This window comes from Bacillus cereus group sp. BceL291 (assembly GCF_051776705.1).
GTDB lineage: Bacteria > Bacillota > Bacilli > Bacillales > Bacillaceae_G > Bacillus_A > Bacillus_A cereus.
In genome coordinates this window covers 218,335-232,679 of the sequence record NZ_JBPWAP010000002.1, presented here as the reverse complement: position 1 = coordinate 232,679, position 14,345 = coordinate 218,335, and the positions used below count along the sequence as shown (strand labels likewise).

Sequence of the window (14,345 nt, the reverse complement as noted above, 5' to 3'; positions counted from 1 at the left end):
AAAAAAAGCACGCCGATAGACGGCGTACTTCTAACAATGCAAAGCCCCTTTTAACCAATTCCGCGCCCGATATGCCCCAACTGGAACTTGAATAAGAGATGTTTCATTCCCAGCATCTATTCCGTACAATTGATCACATGCATTTGTATCAAAACTAAGTAAAGGATGCCCGCCCATCCCCATAGCAGTTGCAGCAAAAACGAGTTTATGAACGAGTATACCTGCTTCCATTTGGTGAATGCGGTATCCTCTATAGCCTAATGCACGTGTATAGTAATCTTTCTGTCCGACTACATGTAAGCAAAGTGGTACTTGAAAAAGGTTTACGTTATCCATCGTCATACTAGACTGAAGTGGGTAGCGAAGGTCTCCATATCGAATTGGTTGTATGGAATGTGTTTTACTGTTATAAGCGTAAGCCCCGTTTTCAATATTTTTCACGCTATAAAAACATCCGTATAAGGAGACGCGTGTATTTTCATTTGTATACTTACCGTCAAGGTCGTTGTAATAGGGGAAGGAGAGACTCGCTTCTTGTAGTAAAGTAGCGAGCTCAGCTGCATCCCATTTCGTTAAAATAAAATCCGCATCAGGAGAATATCGTTTTTTACAAAGTTGTAGGAAATCATACGATAACCGTTCTACTTTCGGTAGCTGTACAGAGTACGCATTATGTTGATAGTGCTCTTCATGATGTAGTGTTTGGAAGTGTGCTGTCGATTCGATTATAGAAGCCGCATTTATTTTTGTTATCATCGGATGTTCATCTACATGTTTTGAGCGAACGAAATGTTCATGTGCGAGCGGCGGAATTTGTTGCAACAACTCATGAGAAGTAACTATTTTATTTTCACGGTAATCATTGTGAAACCAATTAGTTTCTGGTTCTGTACTTAAAGGAATAACGGCATACACACTTTCTTCACCTTCTGACAATCCGAGTAAATGGTTCAGTGCACGGTCTAGAAATTGAAAATATACGCCGTTCGTATAACCGAACTGTTTTGCACATTCTAGCAATTGTCCAATGAGAACCCCGCTATCTAATCCTTGAAGTCGATATGAAAAGTTATTGTATTTAAAGAAGTTTTTCCAAAACATAGTGGATACGAATGCAGCACCGAAACAATCCTGTATGTTACAGCGATTACCGAGTGCGTCTGCTAAATAAGAATCGAAATTTCCTTCGCGAAGTAAAATAAGTCGGTGATGCGCGGCGTCATAATGGTAAATGCCGTCTGGATAATCGTCAATCTTTAAATAGATATACAATTCATTCGGATATAAAGCACCACCCGAAGGAATAGATCTTCGTAATACATTTCTCTCGCTATTTAGCTGACATAATTGTGTTACACCAAATGAATACCAAAGGTAGTGACCAATCTCATCTAAAGTAGGTGTAGTAGAAGAGTTCGGTAAAGATAATGGGATTTCTAAGGAGAGCGGGATGGTAGGTAAATTTCGATATAATTTATAAGGAAGCGGTGCGTCTTTCCAGTCCACCTCATGATTCGGCATAATTTCATCGATAGAGAAATGGAGATGATGTAAAAAAGTATCTAGCTGCATGAAATCCCTCCTTTACTATGGAAACGGATGTGGATGTGGATTTAATCTTTCATTCGTTAAAGGTTCGTCTGTATATCCAAGTGTCATCGGTACGGTATATACCCGGTCCAGTCCTGTAACTCGAGTAAGATGGTGACCAAACGTCATCGGTAGCATGCCTGGAATAATAACTTTTACACAATGTAATCCATTCTTTTCTATGAGGGGAACGGTTTGATCTACAACGATTATTTCAAGATTAGATTGATGCAAACGATTTAAAAGTTGGTGGAGATCGGATGTTAAATCCATATCAAATGATTGTGATACATTCATTTCTTGGAACGTTTGCACCGGTGCATCTTCCCGTAAAAGGAAGTGAAGACGTTCTTCTGTTTCTTTCAATCCATACAGCATACTATGGTCTTCCATTTTATTAACGAAATAAGGATCTTGTAAGCATTTTTCGTAGTATTCTCTTTTGTGCTCGAGCTCATCGTCTGTTATAAGTAACATGCCTGCTATTTCTTGAATGGCGCTTTTTAAGGCTCGAATAGGATCTAAATGAGCGCCTCCTGCACAAACAACGTTCATTCCATTTTCACGCGTATTTTTTGCAATTACCCATAAGCTAGGAATGCCGTGTTCCATCGTCGCGTTAAAAGCGTGTAATTCATATCCGGTAATCGTACGTAACCGCTGAATCATTAATTGTAATTCTGTATCATTTGCTGAACTAAGATCAAGGCGGGGAAGAGGTAATTCGGCATACCAAGTGAGTAAGAAGGCATCACGCTCTACTATTTCTAAAATGCCGTGAAAAATCGCTTCTTCTAAACTACCGCCAATTGCACATCCATTTGATGTTTCATACACGAAAGCATCTCGATGACCAAGGCTATAATAAGCAATTGATTCAGGAACTAAAAGCGGTCTGTTTTGTGATAAAGAATATCCCCATACCCAGTTTTGCTCATAATCAGGATCAAACGGCTTGAATGGAAAGTTATCACGATTGTAATGTTCATTTGTATGGACACCGAGTGTGAGGGGATTTAGTGCATGTTCCTCTAAATCATGAAAACTACCATGCACATTTGTCTTTTTCCCTCGAGGCGACATACCGCAATATCGTTCTAAACCTTCTAAAATAGCAGTTGCTTCACTCACTGCAAATGAATGAGTTCGTCCCGCAACACCTTCATTTCCGAACATTAATGGCATGTTTATAATGACGTCAGCGAATGGTAATACAGAATGCTGCATTTTTCCGTTCAACATACCGACCCGATAATCTAAATAGTCTCTCGTTAAAAATGTGTTTAGCTCATGAATGGAACGGCAGCGATACGTTTCGGTGCTTACTTTTAAACTCGGTTGTAAAGAAACTTCCGCCGCATCCGCAGTATCATCAGGTAAATTACTACATACAGGACAGAGAGGATCTGGAAGAAAAGAATGCCGCGTACATTGTAATGTTTGTAAGTTTAGTAAAATAAGTTCATTTTCTAAAGAAGAATGGTTATGAGTTAATATTTTTCCTGTTTCTGCGCAAATAAGATGGCACATTTGCAACATTCCATTTTGGGTGGCACGTACGTCACGTCTCGTTACATTATCTGCTTTAAAGGCATATTTCCGCTGTAGTTCCCACATTTCTTTTTGATCAAAGCCAGCGATAAAACGGCGTCCATCAGAACAATGGGAACATCCAGGCGTAAGAGGATGAATGTAAGGACCGATAATACCTTCGCCAAATGAAGTAAAACCACGAAGCCATGGAATATGATTTGAGCGAAAAATAAGTTCGGCATCATGATGAATAGTAGAAGGAGATCCGTCATGTAATACGAGAGCGAGATGAATATTTTCAGGAAGTTCTTCTGTAAGGGTCTGCTGACGAATGATGGAATATTGTTTGCATAATTGATCATGTACATAGTCTGCAAGAAGGCCGTCTCCTATAAGCAATATATTTTGAATCATAAACCGTCCTCCTTTGCAATTAATACCCCATACACACCGTCTAGGTTTTCTTTCAAAAATGGTTCGATTGCTAAATCGAACACGAAGGGATAAAAATTATGTTCTTCTAAATGCTGTAAGGCAAGCTGTAAAGATTGCACACTTGGAATTTCTTCTTCCGCTTGTATTTCCACTCTAAAAGAATCCGTGTCATATAAAATAATAGAGGATTCAGGCAAGATATTAGCTCTGTAAGGAATTTCTTCATTTTGAACGTGAAAGAGTGATAGTTGTAGTGCGTTTCGTAACGCTAACGTCATATTAATATTAGATGCACCGTACCATCTATCATTTATACCAACCCAAACGACTGGAAAACTAAGAATCTCTTCACTCATTGCGATTTTAGGTGTTTCATGGATTGTAGAGAGAGCATCGTAATAAAATCTACAATGTTTATCTTGAATATCAATTAAATCAACAGTTGTAAGTTCCTCTAGAATATGTGACTGCCGCTCATACAGTTTATTGTTTAAATGTTGTTGTAGTGCCCGGTAAAATCCTTCTGTCATCGTTTCTCCAGCACCGATACCGATATTGTTATGTTCAGGAATAAGGCGGTGAATGATTTCTGCTACATATGTTTCAATTCCTGTTAAACCAGCTTCTCGGCGTGCTTCATTATGAGTCAATCCACTACAAGTCATAAGAGGCAGAAGGGGAGCTGGGCCATCTGATAGTGGAGTAGCTACTTGAATATAGCATTGTGATAATGGTAATTGATATGAATCTTGTTCATCCCATACATGGAATATACCGGCTTCTTTAGAAGTTAATGAATCGAAAAAGCGGAATACATCAGTTGAAGTATGTTGGCCATACCGATGCTCAAGTTTTTCAGAAATATTTTCTATCGTATCAATTGTAAAACTTTCATCAGTTGCAAGAGGGTGTTTTATAAAAGGATGCCACGTTCCTTCAAGTGTTTCATAGTTTAATAAAAAGAATTGTGATTCTTTTTCACGATATGAATCATCCGCGACATGTTTAAACAATTCAAAAACGATTACATTTGCTAACATGGCAGATGTAATTGGTGAGAAGGAATCCGATGAATTTTCATTTTGTAAAGTCGTTTCATGTAGCCGATGCCATGCGGATTCCCAGCATTCATCACGATTTTCTGTTACGACAGGTCCAGCTATACCGAGTGTTGATAAACAAATAGCTGGTATGAAATTCTTTTTCGTTTCTCTACAAATAGTGTGAACTGTTTTTAAACCGTCAATGTCTCCGTTTTGAGAAACATATAAAATCCAATCAAAAGGTTCGAATACTTCACGCAAGGGACGGTCAATTGTAGTATCGATTTCTTGAAGGAGTACACTGTTATCAACTTCATATGCACGTTCTATTAGCTCATGTATTCTGTCATAGTTTGTTTCATCCCGATCTGTAACGAGGTAATGAAATGTAGGTAAACCAGATTCTAATAAAGAAGAAACTAAGGAAGTGAGCATATCCCCAGAACCAAGTACAAGGACATTTGCTCCGCGGTATGTTTCAAACTTTAAAGCACCTGAATGAGAATCAGCTTCTAAAAATTCAATTTGTGAAGCATATCTGTCGAGTAATGTACTGTTTAATTCATGAGGTGCATCTTGATTTGCATCGCGAACGAAACCATTTTCATATAAAATCTCTCCAATTTCAAATACACGGTTTTGATAGGGGAGAGGGAGGCCATCGGTTATTTCGGCTAAAGAATAATTCCCGTTAAACATTGGCATTAATTTTTCAATCCAATCATAAATTCCATCACCGTCCATACGAAATGAACTGGCGTTATTTCGAAAATAGACACCCCCGTTTGAATCGGGGAGGAAGAAAGTATCCTTATTTACTTTAAGTTTTGCATGAATTGGAAGGTTATTCATTTTAATCCTCCTTACGTTTAGGCATACATTATTACCTTATGTCATGAAATTTGTCCCGTATGAACACAATAAAAAAAGGCTGTAGAATGATTCATTCTACAGCCTTTAATAGATTTTTAATCTATCAACCTTCTAATAATAATGACTTTGGATCTTCAAGCATATCTTTAACAGCAACAAGGAAGCTAACTGCTTCTTTACCATCAACAATACGGTGATCGTAAGATAAAGCAATGTACATCATTGGGCGGTTTTCCATACGCTCGTTATCAATTGCAACTGGGCGTACTTGGATTTTATGCATTCCTAAAATACCAACTTGTGGGCTATTTAGGATTGGTGTTGACATTAGAGAACCGAACACACCACCGTTTGTAATTGTAAATGTACCACCTTGTAGTTCTTTTAATGAAAGTTTGTTGTCACGTGCTTTTTTACCTAATTCACGAATTTCACTTTCAATTTCAGCGAAATTTAATTGGTTGGCATCGCGTACAACTGGAACAACTAATCCATCTGGAGCTGCTACTGCAATACCGATATCATAGAATTTTTTAATGATAAGCTCGTCACCTTGAATTTCAGCATTTAATAATGGGAATTGTTTTAATGCTGCAACAACTGCTTTTGTGAAGAATGACATGAAGCCAAGACGTACATCATGTTTTTTCTCGAAAGCATCTTTGCGTTCTTTACGTAATTCCATGATCGCACTCATATCAACTTCGTTAAATGTTGTTAACATTGCAGATGTTTGTTGAACTTCTACAAGACGTTTTGCAATTGTTTGACGGCGGCGGGACATTTTCACGCGCTCAACTGGTTTTTCGAATTCCGTTTTTGCAACTGGAGCAGGAGCTGGACTCTTTGGAGCAGCTGGTGCTTCTTTTGGTGCTGCAGCATGAGCTTGTACATCATGTGGTCTCACGCGTCCAAGTGGGTCTGTGCTACGTACGTCGTTTAAGTCGATTCCTAATTCACGAGCCATTTTTCTAGCAGCTGGTGATGCGATAGGACGGTTTGTATTTGGTAACCCTTGTAGTGTTGCAGTTTGCTCAGCATTTGGTGCCGCAGCTTTCGGTGCTTCAGTCGTTTCTTGTTTTGGTTGCTCAGCCACTGGTGCAGGTGTACTTACTGCAACTGGTGCTCCATTAGCATCTAAAATTGCGATAGTTGCACCAACTTCAACTGTATCCCCAGGTTCGCCTAGTAACTTCGATACAATACCTGAATCTTCTGCAATGATTTCTACATTGACTTTATCAGTTTCAAGCTCAACAACGCTGCCACCTTTCTCAACTTTGTCGCCTACGTTGAGAAGCCATTGTGAAATAGTTCCTTCAGTAATAGATTCTGCAAGCTCAGGTACTTTAATTTCGATCATTTTAAATGTCCTCCCCTTATTTGCCTAACGGTGTGTTTTTTCTTCTTTTGTCTTCGGTAATCTCCATTTGTTAGCCTGGCCTTGGGCAGAATATCTGCCCAAGGAACAAGCTAGAAAGCTTCATTGTTACTTTTTAGTTGCTGTAAACTTCAATTTCTTGTTTATCTTGACGGAAGTTATACTTCACATCTAAAGCATGTGCAACAATTAGTTCTTGCTCAGCTTTGTGAGCGAATGGATCGCCGCCAGATGGACTAGAGCGATCAGGACGTCCAATGTAGCCTGTTTTCACTTTATCTCCAGCAAGTTCGAACAGAATTGGAGCCATGTAATGCCATGCGCCCATATTACGAGGTTCTTCTTGAACCCAAATGATTTCTTCTAAGTTTTTAAAGCGTTTAATAATAGATTGAACTTTCTCAGCAGGGAATGGGTACAATTGCTCAATACGAACGACATGAACTTCGTCTAAGTTGTACTCATGTTTACCAGACTCGATTTCTGCTGCTAAGTCAATCGCCATTTTACCTGTGCTTAAAACAAGACGTTTTACTTTATTTGGTTTCATGCCAAGGTTTTCTTGTTCTAAAGCAGGTTGGAAACGTCCTTCGCTTAACTGACTAGCAGTTGAAAGCGTAAGTGGGTGACGTAATAAACTCTTCGGCGTCATCAATACTAATGGTCGAACAGCTTCTGTTCCTAAGATAGATGCTTGACGACGCAGGATATGGAAGTATTGAGCCGCGCTCGTTAAGTTTGCAACTGTCCAGTTATTCTCAGCAGCTAACTGTAAGAAACGCTCTGGACGTGCACTAGAGTGCTCTGGTCCTTGACCTTCATAACCGTGTGGTAATAGAAGAACTAAGCCAGATTTTTGACCCCATTTTGCTCTTCCAGCTGAAACATATTGATCAAATAATGCTTGCGCAGTATTTGAGAAGTCACCATATTGCGCTTCCCACATAACAAGAGTTTCTGGAGCGAATACGTTATAACCATATTCGTAACCAACAACAGCAGCCTCTGATAACGGACTGTTATGAACAGAGAATGAAGCATTAATGTTTGGTAAGCGATGTAATGGTGAATATGTTTCATTTGTATCAGTATCGTGTAATACGATATGACGGTGTGCGAATGTACCACGCTGTGAATCTTGACCAGTTAAACGAATTGGCGTACCTTCTTGTAAAATAGAAGCGAATGCTAATGATTCAGCAAGTGCCCATTCAATTTTGCCGTTCTCTTCAAGAGCATCTTTACGGCGCTCAAGAATTTTCTTCACTTTCGGATATACGTTAAAGCCTTCTGGCCAAGATAGTAGACCTTCATTAATTGCACGAAGTGAGTCAATCTCAACGCCAGTATCAATTGACTGAATACCTTTTGCAACAACATCTGGTACTTTAACGTGAATTGTTGCATCACTCGTATCAGCTGGTGGTACTTGTGCATAGTCGGATTTTAATTGCTCTTGTATAAACTGTGTAATTGTTTCAACCTCATCTGCATTTAGAACACCAGCAGCTTGTAATTGATCTGCATAAATTGCTCTTACAGTTGGATGGTTTTTAATTTTTTTGTACACTTGTGGTTGCGTAACTGCCGGGTCATCCATTTCGTTATGACCGTAGCGGCGGTAACCAATTAAATCGATTAAGAAGTCTTTTTTGAACAACATGCGATATTGAATCGCAAGGTTAGCAGCTGCAAGACAAGCTTCCGGATCATCAGCATTCACGTGAACAATCGGAATATCGAAACCTTTTGCAAGGTCACTTGAATATTTCGTAGAACGAGAATCATAGCTATCAGTCGTAAAACCAACTGCATTGTTTGCGATAACATGAATCGTTCCGCCTGTTTGGTACGCGTTCAATCTGCTTAAGTTGAGTGTCTCAGATACAATACCTTGACCAGGGAATGCAGCATCACCATGAACTAAAATTACGAATGATTTTGAAGTATCTTGATCTGGAAGACCAGATTTTTTACGATTCTCTTGAGCCGCACGTGCGAAACCTTCTACTACAGGATTCACGAACTCAAGATGACTCGGGTTATTTGCTAATGTAACGCGAGTACTAACTTCTTCGTTACTAACGACTTGTTCTCTACCTAAATGGTATTTCACGTCGCCAGTCCAGCCAGAATTAGCCACTGCGCCTTCTATTTTTGCATGTTTGAACTCAGCAAACATGTGGCTATATGGTTTTTCTAATACGTGAGCAAGTACGCTTAGGCGACCGCGGTGAGCCATACCAATCATGACATCCTCTACGCCGTTCTTAGCACCTTCTAGAACAATTTCATCTAAAACAGGTACAAGCATATCAACGCCCTCGATAGAGAAACGTTTTTGCCCAACGAATGTTTTATGCAAGAATTGCTCGAAACCTTCAACAGCTGTTAAACGTTTTAAAAGAGCAGTTCGTTTTTTATTTGATAGTGGTTGACGCAATGAATTTGATTCCACCATTTGATGCAACCACGCGCGTTCTTCACTATCTTGTATATGAGAAAATTCATAAGCTAAAGATTTTGTATAAACGTCTTTTAATCTATGAATTACATCAAGTGCAGTGTGAATACCTTCTGGTGCATCTTGCCATACCGTTTTCGCTGGAATCGCTTTCAAGTCAGCATCGCTCAGTTCGTTCATTGCTTTCTCAAGAAGAGATTGTCCATTTGCAGCATCTTCCATCGGGTTGATGTGAGCCAACGTGTGCCCGAAAGAACGAATCTGCTCAACAAGTTGAACGACTTTAAGAATTTTTTCAATGTTACCTGTGTTTTGAGGAGAAAAATGTGTTGCTGTGTTGTCCCCTGTTACGACATCATCTTGAAACGAAGGAGCTCCAAAAATTTCAAAAAGCTCTTGTAATTCCGGATCAACAGAACCTGCTCCAGTTACGTAAAGATCATACTGCTCAATAACATAACCAAGGTTCGGACCGTGGAACTTGGCCCAAGGGTTTGTCGTTGTATTCTTCCTCGTCATTTGTTTAAACCTCCCAATGCATATAATCCTTTTCCATACAAAGGTGCATTTTGCTCTTTTTCAATAAGTAATGAATCAATAATCAATGTAAATGTTTTTCTTTACTCTTATGTTATTACAATAATTTACATAATACCAAACACTATTACTTATCTGTTTTGTAAAAAAACATTCACAATAACTTATCACCCAAGTTAATCTTTCATGTTATAAAGTAATTTTACAGAAAAATGGGGTGGATATATTTGGTATGCCTATACTAATAGCTATAATTGTTGCATTTAAATATAGGTATAATAGTTAGAATGTTTCGATAAAAACAGTTTGAATTATGTATATTGAAATAATAAGCGCTTTCATAGATATTATACAACAATATAACGGAATATAGTATAAAAAATAAAAAATTATGAATTTATCGTAAACTTTATTTAGATAGTGTTAAATATTGAAAAGAAAGTGAAGGATTTCTACAAAAAAAGTTGCTAAACATAAAAAATGCTCCATAAACAGTTAGTTTCTATAAATATGACGAAAAACACCGTAAAACAAATAACGCATTTCGTGAAATAAAGAAATAAATGAAATATTTTAAAAGGATAAAACAAATATGGAGATATTAAATTTTAAAAAAAGAAGTGAGGAGATATAGTAACAGTTATTTACAGTGTTCCGTGTTTCGCTTCAAAATAGACGTGCTGAAATTTAAAAAAGTTTCTTCTATATTATTGAATATACTTATGGCACTTACAATGAGTACCGTCTTTATCTCATTTGTTGTTTTGGCAAAAAGATATTAAGATGGAAGAGAGAAAGGAAGATTAACATATGCAAATGATGTATGCTTTTGGCATTGGGCTTGTATTATTTTTAGCCGTATTCTTATTTATTCGTAAAGACGTTCAAGGCGGGACGTTAACGAAGCGAGGATTTTATAAATTAATCGGCTGTTTAGTTGTTATGCTTATAGCAATTATTGTAATGATCGTATTAATTAATCAGTCACTATAGAATGTAAAAACGGAACCTTACTTTGGTAAGGTTTTTCTTTATTGTTCAACCTGAAAATTACCACCAAATCCATTTTCTGAAAATAAATTGTGTTATATAATCCAATGAAATGATAGATAAGGAGTGTAGTATATGAATAAAAAAACTATCTTCTATTTATTAACTTGTATACTACTTGTAGCTAGTACTACTTATATAATATGTAACAAAAGAGAACAAGTGCCACCTATATTAGTATGGGACGAACAAGAATACTATGTTACGAATGAACCTGCCAAAGTAGAAGAAGTTGGGCAAAAACTTGGCGAAGTAACAAAGAAAATTAAAACAAGTAAAAAAACTACTAAAAATAGAGAATCTAATACATTACAAGAGAAAACAGAAGTATTCATAATGATTGAGGAAGAAAAAAGTGATTACCCGCCTTTAATCATAAAGGAAGCTTATAGTGATGAATATAGGGTAGTGAGGCCGATGTTGAAGCAAGTATTATGATGAAAAGGAGGTTCATATGCAGACACTAACTCCGCATCCGTAGTCGTTAAGAAAAATATTTGTCTTTTTCCTCCTATCGGTGCCGCTTACATTTTGATGAATAGAGGAGCAATACAAAAGAGAGATTACATTTTATATTTATTATTTGCTACTATGAATATATCACTCTGGTTATCGCTTATGATTTTTGATCGGAGTATGTGGATGGTAGCAGGGCATTATATAATTGGAGCAATTGTTATTGTTTTTTTAAATATAAATAAGAGATAATCCAGCAATCTTAAAGTTGCTGGGTTTTATTTTGATATTTATAATTAAGAAACAAATTTTGAATAGAGAGTAGTGGGCGTTATGAGATGGAAAGCAGGAACGTTTGAAAAAATAGAAACGAATGACTCATCTATTGAGAAACTCATACATACATTTAAGGAACAAAACGTAAATGGCGGAGTGGTTATAAGCTGTTTTAAAGTACATAAAGAAAATTTTTTTAAAGAAATACCATATTGGAAAGATGGACACGAGCACTTCTTTAGAAGAATCTTTAACTCTTTAGATATAATCAATAGCTTAGAAGAGTTAAAAATACATACGTCAGAAAAATATAAGTTGCATTTTAAAGAGCAATGGGCAGTCATGCTTGATGGTAGCATTGCCGCTCAAATTTTGTCGGGCGGAGCATATGAAGGATTTAAGGAACGACCAGTTATCGCAAAACAATTAGCCGTGAATGTATGTCAATATATGTTCCAAGATCGATACGAAGATATTAAAGTGTTCAAAAGCTATTGCCCTTGGACAGATTGGTTTTACGATGTTGCATGGGATGCTACTTGGGTGGTGTTAGATAGTAGGGAGCGTAAAATGTGGTTCATTTGTGCTACGGATACAGATTGATAGAAGAGGGGCCTTGTAGGAATGCTGCAAGGCCCTTTATCTTTTGGGAATTAATAGAAAACGAATCATATAAATGCTATACTAAAAAATGTTTGTAATGTCAGTTTCATAATATTGTATGATGCTGACTTACTAGAAAAGATAAGAGGAGAATGAACGTGCAAAAGATAAAGAAATTATTGCTATTAATGATGGTAGTAGGATTAACAGCAGGTGTTTTAGCGGGGTGTGCAAATCCGAAAGATACTACAGAAGAATTTTTAACAGCGATACAAAAAGGTGATGTAGAAAAGGCTCGTACATTTGTTGAGAGTGACAAGGAATTTAATAAACTAAATGAAAAAACAGATGATGCTGAGGCAAAAGCAATGCTAAGTGCAATTACGAAAAACTTTAAATTTGAAAAGCTAGAAGAAGTATCGAAAAAGGATGACAAAGCAGAAGTGAAAGTGAAAATTACATCTGCAGATCTATCCGTTGCTGTAACAAAAGCAGTGGGAGAAGTTATGCCAATGGCGTTCGCTAGTGCCTTTAGTGAAGACAAAGAACAATCTGAAAAAGCAATCGAAAAAACAATGACATCAACTATCGTCAAAAACTTAGCAGATAAAGATGCAGCAATGGCAACTCGCGAAGTTACATTGAACTTAAAGAAAGACAAAGATGGCGACTATAAAATCGTTGCTGACGATAACTTGAAAGAAGTATTGTTTGCCAATGCGAAGTCTTTGGAGAAGATGTTTGGTGGGAAGTAATTGAATTAGATAAAAAGAGACACCATATCACGTAGAAGGTTGATATGGTGTCTCTTTTTTATGACCCCGGAGAGGCTCGAACTCACGACCTCCACCCTGTCAAGGTGGCGCTCTCCCTGCTGAGCTACGGGATCCCAACTATAAATGTTACCATCAGCAATGTATTTTCATTTCATTCGTGTAATCGGAGGATTTATATAATTTGTTGAGTATTGTAACATTTGATGTATTCCTATAATAGCAACAAACTTTAATGGTGTAAAGGCGTAATTTTCTGAATATTCATATTCTAATTTTGTATAAAAAAATAAGCCCCGAAGAGCTTATTTTAATAATAATATCAACGCAATTATCAATGATATTTTCAAAAATACAATCATAAATAATGGAGCTTGTTCATAAGCTATCGTCCTGTAACTGTCATTCCTGCTGTGTAAATTGTATCAATAGAACCGTCAGCGCCTTTTATTTCGACTTTATAACGATATGTTCCATCCTCATAAATATCATCGCCATATCCTGTGAAAGTTGCAATTTCATCATTGCTTCCAGCTGGGACCCATTGATTTTGCCAACGGAAGTTGGTTTCAAATTCTCCCCATCTATCGCCATATTTCTTTTCAAGGCTGACATTGTAATGAATTTCTTCAGCTCGGTCATTTGTAATTCTTGCAATTACGCTGTTACCAAAAGTAACTTGTGTAGAGTGTACCTGAACTGTAACACCGTTCACCGTTTCACCAGGACCACAAATGTAATGACAACCATCCCATTCGTCAGCATGTGCTTTTGGTGTTTCAATGTTCATAACCGTTAAACCGCCTAAAGCTAATGCGCCAGTTAATAATACTTTACCAAATGTTTTCACTTGAAATTCCCCCTAAGTATATTCTCAATTCGTTCGATAGATATCACATTAATCTAATGGAACGTTTTTTCCTTAAGTGTATTCGCTATGAATCTTTCATCTTGTAGTAATCTAATCACTACATAAAATTTCATAGTTTTGATTCCATATATGTATCATGATTTACATAGAACAAATCTGTTAATACGCTTTGGTTATTTACTTATTCCACTATTTCTTATTACCTTTTATTGGTAAAACGTTGGTTTTATTATATAACATTATTATCTATTTACAAGAGAAAATAATACTGTATGCAAAAATGCATAATAAAAAACACTGCTTGTATTCTAGATTACAGATTAAATGGAGTGTTGGGTTTCAATTAATATTTGAGTGGAACTTAATGCTAATTTTTTATGCTTAACAGTATGCATATATTATCGTTTATTAAAGTCATAATTGATAAACTTTGTTCAGGGGACGCTCTTCCTGCTGAGCT

At 37.1% G+C, this 14,345-nt stretch carries 10 protein-coding genes, 1 tRNA gene and 1 pseudogene; 5 read left to right on the top strand and 7 right to left on the bottom strand.

All coding sequences use genetic code 11. The annotated features are described in order from the left end of the window. Positions 1 to 30: 30 nt before the first annotated feature. The 5 genes from ACS2CR_RS03080 to odhA form a co-directional block, all read right to left on the bottom strand. Positions 31 to 1,572: a SagB family peptide dehydrogenase gene (locus tag ACS2CR_RS03080; RefSeq protein ID WP_053513409.1), complete on the bottom strand. Its 1,542-nt coding sequence runs from the start codon at positions 1,570 to 1,572 to the stop codon at positions 31 to 33. 15 nt (positions 1,573 to 1,587) lie between these two features. Then, positions 1,588 to 3,537 carry a TOMM precursor leader peptide-binding protein gene (locus tag ACS2CR_RS03075; protein ID WP_053513408.1) on the bottom strand — a complete coding sequence of 650 codons (1,950 nt, stop codon included), beginning with the start codon at positions 3,535 to 3,537 and terminating at the stop codon, positions 1,588 to 1,590. Next, a complete protein-coding gene (locus ACS2CR_RS03070) occupies positions 3,534 to 5,453 on the bottom strand; it encodes a putative thiazole-containing bacteriocin maturation protein (protein ID WP_053513406.1) in 1,920 nt (639 codons plus the stop codon). Before ACS2CR_RS03070 ends, ACS2CR_RS03075 begins: the two co-directional genes overlap by 4 nt. A gap of 124 nt (positions 5,454 to 5,577) precedes the next feature. Next, positions 5,578 to 6,837 carry a 2-oxoglutarate dehydrogenase complex dihydrolipoyllysine-residue succinyltransferase gene (gene odhB, locus ACS2CR_RS03065; RefSeq protein WP_106001055.1) on the bottom strand — a complete coding sequence of 420 codons (1,260 nt, stop codon included), beginning with the start codon at positions 6,835 to 6,837 and terminating at the stop codon, positions 5,578 to 5,580. A gap of 133 nt (positions 6,838 to 6,970) precedes the next feature. Next, complete coding sequence (gene odhA / locus ACS2CR_RS03060; RefSeq protein ID WP_000197136.1) at positions 6,971 to 9,838, bottom strand: 2-oxoglutarate dehydrogenase E1 component; 2,868 nt, start codon at positions 9,836 to 9,838, stop codon at positions 6,971 to 6,973. 725 nt (positions 9,839 to 10,563) lie between these two features. Between odhA and ACS2CR_RS03055 the strand changes: the two are divergent. The 5 genes and pseudogenes from ACS2CR_RS03055 to ACS2CR_RS03035 all read left to right on the top strand — a co-directional run. Beyond that, positions 10,564 to 10,638, top strand: a pseudogene (locus ACS2CR_RS03055) (permease); the annotation flags it as partial. 28 nt (positions 10,639 to 10,666) lie between these two features. After that, entirely contained in the window at positions 10,667 to 10,849 is a 183-nt protein-coding gene (locus ACS2CR_RS03050; protein WP_001178294.1) for a DUF3976 domain-containing protein, read from the top strand. 132 nt (positions 10,850 to 10,981) lie between these two features. Continuing rightward, entirely contained in the window at positions 10,982 to 11,344 is a 363-nt protein-coding gene (locus tag ACS2CR_RS03045; RefSeq protein WP_053513403.1) for a hypothetical protein, read from the top strand. 351 nt (positions 11,345 to 11,695) lie between these two features. Next, positions 11,696 to 12,241: a hypothetical protein gene (locus ACS2CR_RS03040; protein WP_053513398.1), complete on the top strand. Its 546-nt coding sequence runs from the start codon at positions 11,696 to 11,698 to the stop codon at positions 12,239 to 12,241. Positions 12,242 to 12,399: 158 nt separating this feature from the next. Beyond that, the gene (locus ACS2CR_RS03035; RefSeq protein WP_001169482.1) at positions 12,400 to 12,996 is read left to right on the top strand and encodes a DUF4878 domain-containing protein; all 597 of its coding nucleotides are present in this window, start codon (positions 12,400 to 12,402) and stop codon (positions 12,994 to 12,996) included. Positions 12,997 to 13,057: 61 nt separating this feature from the next. On the opposite strand, the gene ACS2CR_RS03030 is transcribed toward ACS2CR_RS03035, so the two are convergent. Together ACS2CR_RS03030 and ACS2CR_RS03025 are read right to left on the bottom strand one after the other, a co-directional pair. After that, a tRNA-Val gene (locus ACS2CR_RS03030) sits at positions 13,058 to 13,130 on the bottom strand. 269 nt (positions 13,131 to 13,399) lie between these two features. After that, entirely contained in the window at positions 13,400 to 13,864 is a 465-nt protein-coding gene (locus ACS2CR_RS03025; RefSeq protein WP_000846655.1) for a hypothetical protein, read from the bottom strand. Between the last annotated feature and the right edge of the window lie 481 nt (positions 13,865 to 14,345).

Coding starts and splice junctions, on each gene's coding strand:
- ACS2CR_RS03080 (WP_053513409.1), bottom strand. CDS start 1,572: ATGCAGCTAGATACTTTTTTACATCATCTCCATTTCTCTATCGATGAA.
- ACS2CR_RS03075 (WP_053513408.1), bottom strand. CDS start 3,537: ATGATTCAAAATATATTGCTTATAGGAGACGGCCTTCTTGCAGACTAT.
- ACS2CR_RS03070 (WP_053513406.1), bottom strand. CDS start 5,453: ATGAATAACCTTCCAATTCATGCAAAACTTAAAGTAAATAAGGATACT.
- odhB (WP_106001055.1), bottom strand. CDS start 6,837: ATGATCGAAATTAAAGTACCTGAGCTTGCAGAATCTATTACTGAAGGA.
- odhA (WP_000197136.1), bottom strand. CDS start 9,838: ATGACGAGGAAGAATACAACGACAAACCCTTGGGCCAAGTTCCACGGT.
- ACS2CR_RS03050 (WP_001178294.1), top strand. CDS start 10,667: ATGCAAATGATGTATGCTTTTGGCATTGGGCTTGTATTATTTTTAGCC.
- ACS2CR_RS03045 (WP_053513403.1), top strand. CDS start 10,982: ATGAATAAAAAAACTATCTTCTATTTATTAACTTGTATACTACTTGTA.
- ACS2CR_RS03040 (WP_053513398.1), top strand. CDS start 11,696: ATGAGATGGAAAGCAGGAACGTTTGAAAAAATAGAAACGAATGACTCA.